Annotated in this window: 10 protein-coding genes; 5 read left to right on the top strand and 5 right to left on the bottom strand. The window is 72.2% G+C overall.

Annotated features, from left to right (window positions below; translation table 11 throughout):
- Window positions 1-56: 56 nt before the first annotated feature.
- From AB0472_RS21115 to AB0472_RS21105, 3 genes are all read right to left on the bottom strand, one after another.
- Entirely contained in the window at window positions 57-1,265 is a 1,209-nt protein-coding gene (locus AB0472_RS21115; protein ID WP_366358094.1) for a branched-chain amino acid ABC transporter substrate-binding protein, read from the bottom strand.
- 597 nt (window positions 1,266-1,862) lie between these two features.
- A complete protein-coding gene (locus AB0472_RS21110) occupies window positions 1,863-2,327 on the bottom strand; it encodes a hotdog fold thioesterase (protein ID WP_366357998.1) in 465 nt (154 codons plus the stop codon).
- Between the two features lie 90 nt (window positions 2,328-2,417).
- Window positions 2,418-4,712: an FdhF/YdeP family oxidoreductase gene (locus AB0472_RS21105; RefSeq protein ID WP_366357997.1), complete on the bottom strand. Its 2,295-nt coding sequence runs from the start codon at window positions 4,710-4,712 to the stop codon at window positions 2,418-2,420.
- 333 nt (window positions 4,713-5,045) lie between these two features.
- On the opposite strand from AB0472_RS21105, the gene polA reads away from it, so the two are divergent.
- Together polA and AB0472_RS21095 are read left to right on the top strand one after the other, a co-directional pair.
- Window positions 5,046-7,775: a DNA polymerase I gene (gene polA / locus AB0472_RS21100; RefSeq protein WP_366357996.1), complete on the top strand. Its 2,730-nt coding sequence runs from the start codon at window positions 5,046-5,048 to the stop codon at window positions 7,773-7,775.
- 458 nt (window positions 7,776-8,233) lie between these two features.
- A complete protein-coding gene (locus tag AB0472_RS21095) occupies window positions 8,234-8,611 on the top strand; it encodes a hypothetical protein (protein ID WP_366357995.1) in 378 nt (125 codons plus the stop codon).
- Here AB0472_RS21095 and AB0472_RS21090 read toward each other — a convergent pair.
- Window positions 8,547-9,386 carry a DUF4184 family protein gene (locus AB0472_RS21090; RefSeq protein WP_366357994.1) on the bottom strand — a complete coding sequence of 280 codons (840 nt, stop codon included), beginning with the start codon at window positions 9,384-9,386 and terminating at the stop codon, window positions 8,547-8,549. The genes AB0472_RS21095 and AB0472_RS21090 overlap by 65 nt on opposite strands.
- A gap of 312 nt (window positions 9,387-9,698) precedes the next feature.
- Here AB0472_RS21090 and AB0472_RS21085 point away from each other — a divergent pair, with 312 nt between their 5' ends.
- From AB0472_RS21085 to AB0472_RS21075, 3 genes are all read left to right on the top strand, one after another.
- The gene (locus tag AB0472_RS21085; RefSeq protein ID WP_366357993.1) at window positions 9,699-11,459 is read left to right on the top strand and encodes a lytic transglycosylase domain-containing protein; all 1,761 of its coding nucleotides are present in this window, start codon (window positions 9,699-9,701) and stop codon (window positions 11,457-11,459) included.
- A 150-nt stretch (window positions 11,460-11,609) separates the two neighbouring features.
- A complete protein-coding gene (locus tag AB0472_RS21080) occupies window positions 11,610-11,744 on the top strand; it encodes an SPW_0924 family protein (RefSeq protein WP_366357992.1) in 135 nt (44 codons plus the stop codon).
- 21 nt (window positions 11,745-11,765) lie between these two features.
- Window positions 11,766-12,758, top strand: a complete 993-nt coding sequence (locus tag AB0472_RS21075; protein WP_366357991.1) for a DUF3068 domain-containing protein — start codon at window positions 11,766-11,768, stop codon at window positions 12,756-12,758.
- Here the strand turns inward: AB0472_RS21075 and hrpB are convergent.
- Entirely contained in the window at window positions 12,748-15,225 is a 2,478-nt protein-coding gene (gene hrpB, locus AB0472_RS21070; RefSeq protein ID WP_366357990.1) for an ATP-dependent helicase HrpB, read from the bottom strand. The two genes, AB0472_RS21075 and hrpB, sit on opposite strands and share 11 nt — an antisense overlap.
- Window positions 15,226-15,240 lie beyond the last annotated feature (15 nt).

The following is a 15,240-nucleotide window of genomic DNA, read 5'->3' as shown; positions in this document are numbered from 1 at the left end:
CGCGGTGACGGTGGTCTGCGCCGCGCGGCCCTGGTGGTGCGATGTGTGACGGCCGGTTACTTCGGGGTGGCCACGCCGCTCTTGACGGACTTCCACTCGCCGTTCTCGACCTTGTAGACGGTCAGCTGCTTGTTCGTGGTGTCGCCGTACTGGTCGAACGAGATCTTGCCGGAGATGCCCTCGAAGGAGGTGCTCTGGACGCCGCTGACGATCTGCGAGCGGGCGTCGTCCGGGACCTTGCCGTCCTTCACGACGCTGCCGATGGCCTTGATGATCGCGGTGGTGGCGTCGTAGGAGTACGAGCCGTAGGTGCCGTAGTCACCCGGGTACTTCTTGGCCTTGTAGGTGGCCACGAAGTCCTTGGCGGCGGGCAGGGTGTCGACCGGGACGCCGATCGAGGTCACCAGGTCGCCCTCGGAGGCCTTGCCGGCGGTCTTGATGTAGGTCGGGGTGAACATGCCGTCGCCGCCGAACAGCGGGATGTTGGCGCCCGCGTCCTTGAGCTGCTTGGTCAGCACCTCGGACTCGTCGTACTGGCCGCCGTAGTACAGGATGTCGGCGCCCGAGTTCTTGATCTTGGTGACCAGGGTGGAGAAGTCACGGTCGCCGGTGTTGACGTGGTCGGTGCCGATGACCTTGCCGCCCTGCTTGGCGAACTGCTCCGAGAAGATCTTCGACAGACCCGCGCCGTAGGTCTGCTTGTCGTCGACGACGAAGGCCTTCTTCTTCTTGGCGACGTTGTAGGCGTAGTCCGCCGCGTAGGCGCCCTGCAGGGCGTCGGTGGTCGCGGTGCGGAAGTACGTCTTGAACGGGCGGGACGGGCTGGTCTGCCAGTTCTTGCCCATCGTCAGCTCGGGGTTGGTGTTGGACGGCGAGATCTCCACCAGGTTGGCGGTGGCGAAGACCTGCTGCATCTGCGTGGCCACACCGGAGTTGAGCGGGCCGACGACGCCGAGCACCGTCTTGTCCGAGACGAGCTGGGTGGCGTTCTGCTGGCCGGTGGCCGGAATCGCCTTGTCGTCCAGCGCCTTGATCTTGAAGGTGACGCCCGGGACGGTCTTGTTCTTGTTGGCGTCGTCGACGGCGATCTGGGCGCCGTACTGGATGCCGAGACCCGTGGCGGAGTTCTGACCGGTCAGCGGGGCGTCGACGCCGATCGTGACCGTCACGTTGCCGCTGTCGCCGCTCTTGCTGTTGTCGTCGCGGGATCCGCAGGCGGTGAGGGTCAGGGCTCCGGTGGTCAGCACGGAGGTAAGAATCACCAGAGAACGCTGTCGCACAATCGATCCTTTCCGCGGGCATGCGCCCCCTCGCGGGGAACGACGGATGCCGCGCCGGTACCGAACTCCCTGTGGAGCGGTGACTGGCCGTGACTCTAAGCGCGGGTGAGGAACGTGGAGGAGAGCTTGTCCAAGGCTGTGACGCTCTTGTTATGACACGAGGTAATGCAGAGCGGTACATCGTGGGGGGAAAGCAGGAATTGAGCCCGATTCGCCCCGTCCGCATTCTGAGAACCCGCAGGACCCGGCATGATCCGTTCAGGCGTCTCAACGGTTTTGCGCATTACGCCCGGCCGTTGCTGTGGGCGACTTTCGGACGGGGCGGGGGACGCGGCGTGTCCCGGGAACTGGGGTGAAACAGCGAATGCGGATTACACGCGTATTACGTAGAGTTACGCCCAGGAAAGAAAGTCAAGCCTTCGGAACTTTTTCGCATTTCCCGGCGGGGTGCGCGGCGGCGGGCGCCGGCCGTGCGCCGGGCTTCCCTGTGGTTCTCTTACCGGGCGCTGACCTCGGCACGCGCTGCCGAGGTCCTGTGTCCCGCCGGGGTTCCGGTCGGGCTCCGGCGCCCCGAGGACGGAGCTAGTCGCCCGGGCGCACGTCACGCAGCAGACAGGTCAGGCGCGCGCTGCACACCCGCCGTCCCTCCTCGTCGCTGATGACGATCTCGTACGTCGCCGTGGACCGCCCCCGGTGGACGGGGGTGGCTACGCCGGTGACCAGGCCGGAGCGGGCGCCGCGGTGGTGCGTGCAGTTCAGGTCGACACCGACCGCGATCTTCGAGCTGCCGCCGTGCAGCATCGAACCGACCGAGCCCAGAGTCTCCGCCAGCACCGCACTGGCACCACCGTGCAGCAGCCCGTACGGCTGGGTGTTGCCCTCCACCGGCATGGTGCCCACGACCCGTTCCGCCGAGGCCTCCAGGATCTGCACGCCCATCCGGTTGCCCAAGTGACCCGCCGAGAACAGGGCCTGCAGGTCGACGCCGAGCGAGGCGTACTCGTCGATGACCTCCTGCGGGAACTTCACGTGCTGCTGCTCACCCATGGGCCGGCTCCGTTCGTCGTGCGGCTGTCTGCCTCGGCTGAGCAAACGCTCAGTCGGCCGCCGATTCTTCCAGAAGCGCTGAGCGGGCGCTCAGTCGGCGGCTCTCGGGTGCGGCACACCGACCTCCAGACGGATCACCACGGACTTGCTGGCCGGGGTGTTGCTGACGTCCGCCGTCGAGTCGAGCGGCACCAGCACGTTGGTCTCCGGGTAGTACGCGGCCGCGCAGCCCCGGGAGGTCGGGTAGTGCACCACCCGGAAGCCCGGCGCCCGGCGCTCCACGCCGTCCTTCCACTCGCCGACCAGGTCCACGTACGCCCCGTCGGCGACGCCCAGCAGCCGCGCGTCCTCCGGGTTCACCAGGACCACCCGGCGGCCGTTCTTGATGCCCCGGTAGCGGTCGTCCAGGCCGTAGATCGTGGTGTTGTACTGGTCGTGCGAGCGCAGCGTCTGCAACAGCAGCCGCCCTTCGGGCAGTTCGGGATACTCGACCGGGGCCGCCGTGAAGTTCGCCTTGCCGGTGGCCGTCGGGAAGCGCCGCTCGTCGCGCGGGGCGTGCGGGAGCGCGAAGCCGCCCGGGTGCGCCACGCGCGCGTTGAAGTCGTCGAAGCCGGGGATCACGCGGGCGATACGGTCCCGGACCGTCGCGTAGTCCTTCTCGAACTCCTCCCACGGCGTACGGCTGTTCTCGCCGAGCACCCGCCGGGCCAGCCGGCACACGATGGCCGGTTCCGACAGCAGGTGCGGGCTCGCGGGCTCCAGGCGGCCGCGCGAGGCGTGCACCATGCCCATGGAGTCCTCGACGGTGACGAACTGCTCGCCGCCGCCCTGGAGATCGCGCTCGGTGCGGCCGAGCGTCGGCAGGATCAGCGCCCGCGCGCCCGTGACGACGTGCGAGCGGTTCAGCTTCGTCGACACGTGCACGGTCAGCCGGGCCCGGCGCACCGCCGCCTCGGTGACCTCCGTGTCGGGCGTCGCGGAGACGAAGTTGCCGCCCATCGCGAAGAAGACCTTCGCCTCGCCGTCGCGCAGCGCGCGGATGGCCCGGACGACGTCGAAGCCGTGCTCGCGCGGCGGCGCGAAGCCGAACTCCTTCTCCAGGGCGTCCAGGAAGGCCGGGGCCGGCCGCTCGAAGATGCCCATCGTGCGGTCGCCCTGCACGTTCGAGTGGCCGCGGACCGGGCACACGCCCGCGCCGGGGCGGCCGATGTTGCCGCGCAGCAGAAGGAAGTTGACGACCTCCCGGATCGTCGGCACCGAGTGCTTGTGCTGGGTGAGCCCCATGGCCCAGCAGACGATGGTGCGCTGCGAGGCGAGCACCATGGCGAGGGTCTTCTCGATCTCCTCGCGGGTCAGTCCGGTGGCGGTGAGCGTCTCGTCCCAGTCGGCGGCGCGGGCGGCCGCCGCGAACTCCTCGTACCCGTGGGTGTGTTCCCGCACGAACTCCTCGTCGACCGCGCCCTCCGTCTCCAGGACGAGCTTGTTGAGGAGCCGGAACAGGGCCTGGTCGCCGCCTATGCGGATCTGCAGGAACAGGTCGGTGAGGGCGGCGCCCTTGACCATGCCCTGCGGGGTCTGCGGGTTCTTGAACCGCTCCAGGCCGGCCTCGGGGAGCGGATTGACACTGATGATCTTCGCGCCGTTGGCCTTGGCCTTCTCCAGCGCGGAGAGCATCCGGGGGTGGTTGGTGCCCGGGTTCTGCCCGGCGACGATGATCAGGTCGGCCTTGTACAGGTCCTCGAGGTGGACACTGCCCTTGCCGATGCCGATGGTCTCGCTCAGTGCCGAACCCGAGGACTCGTGGCACATGTTGGAGCAGTCCGGCAGGTTGTTGGTGCCCAGCTCGCGCGCGAACAGCTGGTACAGGAACGCGGCCTCGTTGCTGGTCCGGCCCGAGGTGTAGAAGACCGCCTGGTCGGGGGAGGAGAGGGCCGCGATCTCCTCGCCGATGATGTCGAAGGCACGCTCCCAGCCGACCGGCTCGTAGTGCTCGGCGCCCTCGGCGAGATACATGGGGTGGGTGAGCCGCCCCTGCTGGCCGAGCCAGTAACCGCTGCGGTGGTGCAGGTCGGCGACCGGGTGCGCGGCGAAGAACTCGGGGGTCACCCGGCGCAGGGTGGCCTCCTCGGCCACCGCCTTGGCACCGTTCTCGCAGAACTCGGCCGTGTGCCGGTGCTCGGGCTCCGGCCAGGCGCAGCCGGGGCAGTCGAAGCCGTCCTTCTGGTTCACCCGCAGCAGCGTCAGCGCGGTGCGCTTCACGCCCATCTGCTGCTGGGCTATCCGCAGCGTGTGTCCTATGGCGGGCAGTCCCGCGGCCGCGTGCTTCGGCTCCGCGACCTGCGGCGCGTCCTGGACGGGGTCCTCCTTGGGCGGCTTCGTCGCCATCGCACGCTCTCCCTCCACGCCGGCACCACTGCCCTGTGCACCCGATCCTCGCACGCACCACGGACAACCATCGAGCACGGGCTGCCCGGCGGAAGCGGAAACCAATGCTTGGCAGCCGGGCCCTCCCGGCGCCCCGCCCGGCTCCGCGTCCCCGTCGGTCGGCGGGCGGCCGTCGATCCGCCTCTCGCCGTTTCGAAGCCGCCGCTGGTCCTCCCCGCCGCGCGGCGGTCAGCCGCGGCGGTCAGCCGCGGCGGTGCCGTCCGGCGGTGCCGAGCTCACCGCACTCCCGGCCGTCGGCCCTCACTGTCAGTGCGGCGTGGCAGGATCGGGGGCGTGGCAGAGACAGCAGCGAAGCAGACCGACAAGAACCCCGGCGGCCCCCGTCCCCGGCTGATGCTCATGGACGGGCACTCGCTGGCGTACCGCGCGTTCTTCGCGCTGCCCGCGGAGAACTTCACGACCGCGACGGGCCAGCCGACGAACGCGATCTACGGTTTCGCGTCGATGCTGGCCAACACCCTGCGTGACGAGGCGCCCACGCACTTCGCGGTGGCGTTCGACGTCTCGCGCAAGACCTGGCGTTCCGAGGAGTTCGCCGAGTACAAGGCGAACCGCTCCAAGACCCCGGACGAGTTCAAGGGCCAGGTCGAGCTGATCGGCGAGCTGCTCGACGCCATGCACGCGCAGCGCTTCGCCGTCGAGGGCTTCGAGGCCGACGACATCATCGCCACCCTCGCCACCCAGGCCGAGGCCGCGGGCTTCGAGGTCCTGATCGTCACCGGCGACCGCGACTCCTTCCAGCTGGTCACCGAGCACACCACGGTCCTCTACCCGACGAAGGGCGTCTCCGAGCTGACCCGGTTCACCCCGGAGAAGGTCTTCGAGAAGTACGGCTTGACGCCCGCCCAGTACCCGGACTTCGCGGCCCTGCGCGGCGACCCGTCCGACAACCTCCCCGGTATCCCCGGCGTCGGCGAGAAGACCGCCGCGAAGTGGATCAACCAGTTCGGTTCCTTCGCCGAGCTGGTGGAGCGCGTCGACGAGGTCAAGGGCAAGGCCGGGCAGAACCTCCGCGACCACCTGGAGTCCGTCAAGCTCAACCGCAGGCTCACCGAGCTGGAGCGCGGCGTGGAGCTGCCGAGGACGGTCGCCGAGCTGGAGCGCGCGCCGTACGACCGCAAGAACGTCGCGATGATCCTGGACACCCTGGAGATCCGCAACCCGTCGCTGCGCGAGCGGCTCTACGCCGTCGACCCCGGCGCAGAGGAGGCCGAGTCCACGCCCGTCGCCGAAGGGGGCGTGGAGGTCGACGGCACCGTCCTCGGCACCGGCGAGCTGGCGGGCTGGCTCGCCGAGCACGGCGCGGAGCAGCCCCTGGGCGTCGCCACCGTCGACACCTGGGCGCTCGGCACCGGTTCGGTCGCCGAGGTCGCCCTCGCCGCGGCCCAGGGTGCGGCGGCCTGGTTCGACCCCGCCGAACTGGACGAGGCCGACGAGAACGCGTTCGCCGCCTGGCTGGCCGACGCCGCCCGACCCAAGGTCTTCCACAACGCCAAGGGCGCCATGCGGGTCTTCGCCGAGCACGGCTGGACCATCGACGGCGTCACCATGGACACCGCACTCGCCGCGTACCTGGTCAAGCCCGGCCGCCGCTCCTTCGACCTGGACGCGCTGTCCCTGGAGTACCTGCACCGCGAGCTGGCCCCGGCCGCCGCGGCCGACGGCCAGCTGGCGTTCGGCGCGGACGACGGCGCCGAGGCCGAGGCCCTGATGATCCAGGCCCGCGCGATCCTCGACCTCGGCGAGGCCTTCGAGGCCCGGCTCCAGGAGGTCGGCGCCGCGGACCTGCTCCGTGACATGGAGCTGCCCACCTCCGTCCTGCTCGCCCGGATGGAGCGGAACGGCATCGCGGCCGACCGCGCGCACCTGGAGGCGATGGAGCAGATGTTCGCGGGCGCAGTGCAGCAGGCGGTGAAGGAGGCGCACGCGGCGGCCGGCCACGAGTTCAACCTGGGGTCGCCCAAGCAGCTCCAGGAGGTCCTCTTCGGCGAACTGGCGCTTCCGAAGACCAAGAAGACCAAGACCGGCTACACCACCGACGCCGACGCGCTCGCCTGGCTCGCCGGCCAGACGGACAACGAACTGCCGGTGATCATGCTCCGGCACCGCGAGCAGGCCAAGCTGCGGGTCACGGTCGAGGGCCTGATCAAGACCGTCGCCGCCGACGGCCGCATCCACACCACGTTCAACCAGACCGTCGCCGCGACCGGCCGCCTCTCCTCCACCGACCCGAACCTCCAGAACATCCCGGTCCGCACCGACGAGGGCCGGGCGATCCGCCGGGGCTTCGTCGTCGGCGAGGGCTTCGAGTCGCTCATGACCGCCGACTACAGCCAGATCGAGCTGCGTGTCATGGCCCACCTCTCCGAGGACGCGGGCCTGATCGAGGCGTTCACCTCCGGCGAGGACCTGCACACCACGGTCGCCTCGCAGGTGTTCTCCGTCGACCGCCCGGCCGTCGACGCGGAGATGCGCCGCAAGATCAAGGCGATGTCGTACGGCCTCGCGTACGGTCTGTCGGCCTTCGGCCTCTCCCAGCAGCTGAACATCGACGCGGGCGAGGCCCGGGCCCTGATGGACACGTACTTCGAGCGGTTCGGCGGGGTCCGCGACTACCTGCGCCGCGTGGTCGACGAGGCGCGCGCCACCGGCTACACGGCGACGCTCTTCGGGCGCCGCCGCTACCTCCCCGACCTCAACAGCGACAACCGGCAGCGCCGGGAGGCGGCCGAGCGGATGGCACTCAACGCGCCCATCCAGGGCACGGCGGCCGACATCGTCAAGATCGCCATGCTCCGGGTGGACGGCGCGCTGCGCGAGGCGGACCTGAAGTCCCGCATGCTCCTCCAGGTCCACGACGAAATCGTCCTGGAGGTCGCCCCCGGCGAGCGCGACCGGGTCGAATCCGTCCTCCGCGAGCAGATGTCCAACGCCGTCAACCTCCGTGCTCCCCTGGACGTCTCGGTGGGCGTGGGCCCGGACTGGGAATCAGCAGCCCACTGACGCCCACGGCGAGACCCGACAAAGGGGGCGTTCCCCGGACGACCACCGGAGAACGCCCCTCCCTGACAGGGCGCACCCATCCTCGACAGGCGGCACCGCTCCCCGACCCTGGGCTGAGCGGTGCCTCCCCTCTTTCCGGCTCCTTCTCCGCCGCTCCCCCTTCTCCGCGGCAACGGTGCTCGGCCACGACGGCGGCTTCCGGCGGTGCCGGACCCACGGGACGCGCCCGGTTCGGCACCGCCGGGAAGCGCCGCTGCGGCTGCTCGTCGGTGCGGCGGAGGAAAGAAGGGGCCGCCGTGGAGAAAAGGGCGCGGCGGACCAGAGGGGACGGTACGGCGAAGCAAGGGCGAGGAAGCGGCGCCGCAAGGGGGAGAGGCGCGGGAGTGGGGGTGCGGACACGTCACTCGCGTGGACCCTGTCAGAACGCCTCGGCCCCCGGCAGCGGCAAGGATGCGGCCATGGGTATACGTATGGTTCACCGCCGGACGCCCCAGAGCAGGCCCCCGGCCAAGGCCCGTTCCGCCTCCGCCTCCGCCCAGGTCACGGCGGCCCCGTCGGCCCCGGCCCTGGCGGCCGGCGCCAGCTCCGCCCGCATCCCCGTCGACCTCGCCGTCACCGTGCGCCGAGCAGCCACCCGGCTGCGGCGCCGGCTCCGCGCCCGGCCCGACCTGCGCCAGTGGCTCGACCTCGCCCGCAGCTACCTCGCGCTGCTCCTCAACGCGCTCCCCGGCCCCCGCCGCCCCCGCACCATGACCGTGTTCGTCGCGAGCCTCACCGAACGGCCGGGGCACTCCGCCGCACGCCGTCGCCCACCGGAGCCGGACGCCACACCCTGACCGCCACGGCGTACCCCAGCGCCCCGAGCAGCAGCCCCGCGCCCGTTCCGAAGAGCACCGTCGGCAGCAGCTCCCAGGGCTTCGCCACAGCCCCCCAGTACTCCCACCACCGCACCGCCCGCTGCACCGCCGCCAGCAGGGCGCAGCCGGCGATTCCGGCGCCCGCCCACCACCGGTCCCGCACCGACAGCAGCGGCACCCCCACCGGCTCCGCGGCCGGCGCCCGCCGTACCGCGCGGACCGCGAACACGGCGAGCACGGCCGCGCCGGCCACCGAACTGCCGTACTGGAGCAGGGAGTACAGCGGCATACCCGCGACGTTCCGGCCGATGGCCGGGACCAGTCGCGTCCCCCAGCGGCCGTGGTGCGTGAACGCGTCCCAGACGACGTGCGTGAGCCCGCCGAGCACGGCGGAGACGTACCACCAGGCCGCCGCGGAGAGTCCGGCACGCCCGCGGGGCGCCCCGCAGCGCAGCAGCCCGGCCACCCGCGCCTGCCGGGCGCGGGGCGCGAGGGCCACGAGCGGTTCCCGGACCAGCAGCCACAGCGCGACCAGCGCCCAGGCGAACAGCACGTCGACGGTGAGGACACCGGGCAACGAGTGCGTGAAGTCGCCGAACTCCATCGCGTCCGGCACCGCGCTCGCCGCGTAGTAGGTGAGGTCGGGCGCGAAGGACCCCGCGACGAGCACCGCCGGCACCAGCCGGCCGCGCCCGGTCCCGTCGCCGCGCACGGCGGGCAGCACGGCGGCGGCGTGGCTGAGAGTGAACGGCATCCGGGCCCCCTGGAGCAGTCGTCGGCCGGAGCGCCGAACAAGTGATCGCGTACGGCAAGTATCCGCCACACCACCATCGTTCAACGGGCGATGGCCAACTGGTGAAAATCGGGCACCGCCGGGTGTCCGCGGAAGGGAAGTTGTCGTAGGGTCGCCTGGGTCGCCGCCCCGGCGTGCACGGCCGGATGCGCTACCTCACCACGCGAAAGAGGTAACAGGGGCAACCACAACACCGGGTCGTCCGTCACACCAGGGGCGAACGGACAGACGGAGACGGGCGCTCAGAAGGCGTCCATGGGAGGGGTTCACCTTATGGCGGCGCAATTCGGCAGGCGGCTGCGCAAGGGAGCGGCGACGACCGCCGCGGCCGCGTTGGCGGTAGCGGCACTGTCCGCGTCCCAGGCACCGGGCGCCCCCGCCAAGGACACGGGAAGACAGGCCAACGCCGGAGCCAGCACCTCCGCGCCCGACGGCGCCACCGGCAACTCGCCGTACTTCACGGACCTGCCGCCGCTGAACAGCCCGAACCCCAGCCCGAGTCCCACGGCTTCCGCGCCGAGCATCGGCACCGCCGTCTCCCGCGGCGCGGCCGAGGCCGGCATCCCCGCCACCGTCCTCGACGCCTACAAGAAGGCCGAGGCGGAGCTGCGCGGTTCCAAGCCCGGCTGCAACCTGCCCTGGCAGCTGCTGGCCGCCATCGGCAAGGTCGAGTCCGGCCAGGCCCGCGGCGGTGACGTGGACGCCGAGGGCAACACCCTGCACCGGATCCTCGGCCCGCAGCTCGACGGCAACGGCTTCGCGCTCATCCCGGACACCGACGGCGGCAAGTACGACGGCAACAGCGAGTACGACCAGGCCGTCGGACCCATGCAGTTCATCCCGTCGACCTGGGCGTGGGCGGGCCGCGACGGCAACGGCGACGGCGTCAAGGACCCCAACAACGTCTACGACGCGGCGCTCGCCGCCGGCCACTACCTGTGCCGCAATGGCTGGGACCTGTCCGTCCAGGCCGACATGAACAGCGCGATTCTGAGCTACAACAACTCGCAGGACTACCTCAACCTGGTCCTGTCCTGGTACGAGTTCTACCGCAAGGGCACCCACTCGGTCCCGGACGGCACCGGAACGCTGCCCTCGCACCGCAGCGACGGCTCGACCGGCTCCGGCTCGGGTTCCGGCTCCGGTTCCGGCGGCTCGACGACGAAGCCGGCCCAGAACACGCCGGACCCCACCGAGCCCGCGCCGAGCACCCCCAGCACGACGCCGACCGTGCCGCCCACGGCCACCGACTCCGTGGACCACCTGGAGAACGCGGGCACCGCCACGCTCACGGCGATGGCCGGGGACGCGTTCGGCAAGCAGATCAGCACGCGCGCGGAGACCAAGGTCGGCCGGGCCGTCGCCAAGGTCCGGGTGCGCTTCACCATCGTCGGGGACACGGACGCGACCTTCAGCGGCGGCGAGAAGAGCGCCGCGGTCGTCACCGACAGCAAGGGCGTCGCCGTCGCGCCGGCTCTCCAGGCGGGCGAGAAGACCGGCGACTTCACGGTCCACGCCGGCGTGATCGGCCGCACGGTCAAGGGCGTCGACTACGACGCGACCGTCACCGCGCGCGCCGCCGACACCCTCGCCCTCGTCAACACCACCGCGGCGACCTGCACCCCGGGCGGCGAGTTCGCCGACCAGGTGCAGGCGAAGGCGACCTACCAGGGCGCCGTCGCCGACAAGGTCGCCGCCACCGCCACGCTGATCAAGTCGGCGGACGACACGAGCGAGAACGACAAGGGCCCGTACTTCAAGGACGCGAACGGCAACGCCGTCCGCACCCTCACGGACCTCCAGACGGACGCGGACGGCCTGCTCACGCTGCCCAAGCTGTACGCGGACGACACCACCGGCACGTTCCTGCTCCGCATCACCACCACCGGTGGCGCCACGCTCACCGTGGAGCTGACGGTCGCCGCGGCCGACCCCTCGTCGAGCCCCTCGTCGAGCCCGTCGCCGAGCCCCCAGCCGAGCGCCTCCGCATCCGCGTCGGCCTCCGCCTCCCCGAGCGCTTCCGCCTCCTCCTGATCCACCGCCGTACGACCACAGGGCGCCCTCCCGCCGACGCGGGACGGCGCCCTCGTCGTCGTACGACCTGTTCTCATCTCACCCTCCCGTTGCTACGGTGCCCGGACCTGACGCACCATCAGGCAGCCGTCGGCCGTAGGGAGGTCCCGCATGCGCGCCCTGATCGCCGCCGCGACCGGTCTCGTCCTCGCGGTCGTCCTGGTCGTGACGGTCAGCGCCCTGGGGTCGCCGGACGGAAGGACGTCCCCCGAGCCGCTGCTCACCACGGTGCCGTCCCACCCGTAACCGCCGCCCCGGGAGGCCGAGATGCGCCGCAAGGCCAGTCTGGTCCTGCTCGCCTTCGCCGTGTTCTTCGCCGCGCTGTCCCCGCTGCTGCGCTGGTACGCCTTCCCGCGGCTCGCCAAGATCCCGGCGAACCAGTACCAGGCCATGGTCCTGGTGGCGAAGAACGCCACGCTCCTCGACTACGGCACCATGCAGGCGAAGAAGGTCCCCCAGGTCACCATCGTGCAGACCCTCAAGGGCGACGTGGCGGCCGCGAAGAGGATCGAGAGGACGGCGGGCCGGGACGTCGTCGTCTGGGACGGCCTGTCCTACGTCCAGGGACCCGACGGCAAGATGGTCTCCGAGATCCCCGAGCGCTACATCTTCGACGCCCACAGCCAGGAACCCGTGCACGCCACCGGCGAGATGGTCGACGGCGACCCGGTGACCCGGGACGGCATCGAGTTCAAGTTCCCGTTCCTGACCGAGAAACGGGACTACGAGTACTTCGACGCGCAGACCCGCACCACCAACCCCATCCACTACAAGGGGACGCAGACCTTCCGGGGCGTCAAGGTCTACTACTTCGAGCAGACCATCCCGTGGACCAAGGTCTCCCTGCCCAAGAAGATGCCGGTGCAGGGCATCACCCCGGAGTCGGTCGCCAAGACAGGCACCACCCGCTGGTACACCACCGTCCGCAGGTTCTGGGTCGAGCCGGTCACCGGCGCGCCCGTCTACGGTGAGGAGATCCACAAGGAGGAGCTGCGCGGCGGCACCCTGCTGGGCGGCCGCGCCAAGGTGACGGCCTTCGCCGGCGACGTGAAGATGCGCGAGGACTACATCGAGAGCACGGTCGCCCTGGTCAAGCACAACCGCACCCTCGTCCTGATGCTGACCTCCTACCTCCCCTGGGGGTTCCTGTCCCTCGGGATCGCGCTGCTCGCTCTCTCCCTCTGCCTGGAGGCCCGCGGCCGCCGCCCCGCCGACCCGGCACCGGCCGACACCCCGGTCCCGGAACCGGTCAGCGCCTGAGCCGCGCGTTGGTGTGCCGGGTCGGTTCGGCCGTGGCGGGATCCTCGGGCCAGGGATGCTTCGGATACCGCCCGCGCAGCTCGGCCCGCACGCCCTTGTAGCCGTCCTGCCAGAACGAGGCGAGGTCGGCGGTGACCGCGGCGGGGCGGCCGGCCGGCGACAGCAGATGCACCAGCACCGGCACCCCGGCCACCGCGGGCGACTCCTGCAGACCGAACATCTCCTGCAACTTCACGGCGAGCACCGGCTGCTCGGGATTCCCGTAGTCGACCCGGATCCGCGACCCGCTCGGTACGGCGATCCGCTCGGGCGCGAGCTCGTCCAGCCGTCCGGCCTCGCCGCCCGCCCACGGCAGCAGCCGCCTCAGCGCCTCCCCGGCGTCGATCCGCCCGAGATCGGCCCGCCGGCGGGCCCGGCCGAACGCCGGCTCCAGCCATTCGTCCACGCGCGCGTGCAGCGCGTCGTCGCGGACGTCGGGCCAGGGCTCCCCGAGGCGCAGCCGGAGGAACGCGAGCCGCTGCCGCAGCACGACGGCGTCGGGCGTCCACCGCAACAGACCGAGCCCTTCGCGCCGCAGCCCGTCGAGGAGCGCCTCCCGTACGCGGGCCGGGTCGGCGTCCCGCAGCGGCCGCACCGCGAGCTCGATCGCCCCCAGCCGCTCCACCCGCCGCGCGACGACGTCCCCGTCGGCCCAGCGGACCTCCTGGTCCTCCGCGTACAGCGGGGCCGCCGCCGACCTGGCCGTGCCCTCGTCCACCACCGCGGCCAGCCGCACCCGCGCGTGCCCGCTGCCGACCGGGCGGTCCGCCACGGCCACCGCGAGCCACGGCGCGCCACGCAGCGGGCTGCCGTCACCGAGCTCGGCCCGGGTGCCGGAGGCCATCAGGTACGACCCGCCGTCGGCCCTGGCGACGCGCTCGGGGAAGGCGAGCGCCGCGACGCGACCCACCGCGCGGTCGTCCACGCCGTCGGCCGAAGCGCTCTCGCCGTCCGCCCGCAGCCGCCGTACCTCCGCGAGCCAGCGCCCGGCATAGGCGTCACCGCCCCGCCGGGCGGCACGCAGCGCGGCCGCCAGGTCGTCCCCGTACTCCCGCGGCGGCTCCTCGCTCAGCAGCGCGACCACCTCGGCGCCCCCGCGCGGGGCGTCCAGCAGCGCCCGCCCCAGCCTCGGATGCACGCCGAGCCGGGCCAGCCGCACCCCCCGCTCCGTCGCCCGGCCGGCGGAGTCGACCGCGCCGATGGCCGTCAGCACCTCCCGCGCCGCGGCCATCGCCCCGGCCGGCGGCGGGTCGAGCAGCGCCAGTCCGGTGGCCTCCGGATCGCCCCAGCAGGCCGTCTGGAGGGCGAACGCGGTCAGGTCGGCCACCCTGATCTCCGGGGCCGGAAAGGCCGTCAGCCGGGCGTCCTCGGCCTTTGACCAGCAGCGGTACACCGTCCCCGGCGCCTCCCGCCCGGCCCGCCCCGCCCGCTGCCGCCCGGCCGCGCGCGACGCCCGTACGGTCGCCAGCGCGCTCAGCCCGCGCGCGTGGTCCACCCGCGGCTCCCGCGCGAGCCCCGCATCCACGACCACCCGTACGCCGGGGACGGTGAGCGAGGACTCGGCGACCGACGTGGCCAGCACCACCCGGCGCCGCGACGCGGGAGCCAGCACCGCGTCCTGGACGGCGGCCGGTGCCCTGCCGTGCACCTGGAGCACCGTCACGTCGCCCAGGTCGCCCAGCCGGCCCGCCACGCGCGCGATCTCGCCGACGCCGGGCAGGAAGCACAGCACGTCACCGTCCCGCTCGGCCAGGGCCCGCCGCACCACCGACCCGACGTGCGCGAGCAGCGCCGGGTCGACCCGCATACCGTGCGGTGGCCGCACCGGCCGTGCGGGCGGCGCCCACACCGTCTCCACGGGGTAGGAGACACCGGCCGCCTCGACGACCGGCGCCCCGCCCAGCAGCCGTGCCCACCCCTGGGCGTCCGTCGTCGCCGACGCGGCCACCAGGCGCAGCTCCGGCCGCAGGGTCTCCCGTACGTCCCAGAGGAAGGCCGCCACCGTGTCGGCGTCCAGATGGCGTTCGTGGCACTCGTCCAGGATCACGACGTCGACCCCGGACAGCTCCTGGTCGCGCTGCAGTCGCTGCAGCAGCACGCCGGTGGTGACGACCTCCACGCGCGCGTGCCGTCCCACGACCCGTTCGCCGCGCACGGTGTAGCCGACGCTCCGCCCGACCTGCTCGCCGAGCAGCCAGGCCATCCGGCGGGCCGCCGCACGCGCGGCGATCCGGCGCGGCTCGGCCACCACCACCCGCCGCGCCGGCCCTTCGTCCAGCAGTCCGGCCAGCGCCAGCGGCACCAGCGTCGTCTTGCCGGTGCCGGGCGGTGCCACCAGCACGGCGGTGCCGTGCCCCGCCAGGGCGTCGTGCAGACCGGGCAGGGCCTGCCGCACGGGCAGCGCGTCCAGGGCGTCGTAACGGATCACGCCCCCCAGTGTCGT

The sequence above is a fragment of the Streptomyces sp. NPDC086777 genome (genome assembly GCF_040702065.1).
GTDB lineage: Bacteria > Actinomycetota > Actinomycetes > Streptomycetales > Streptomycetaceae > Streptomyces.
Note: the sequence above shows the minus strand (reverse complement) of the source record. Positions and strands in the feature narration are given on the sequence as shown.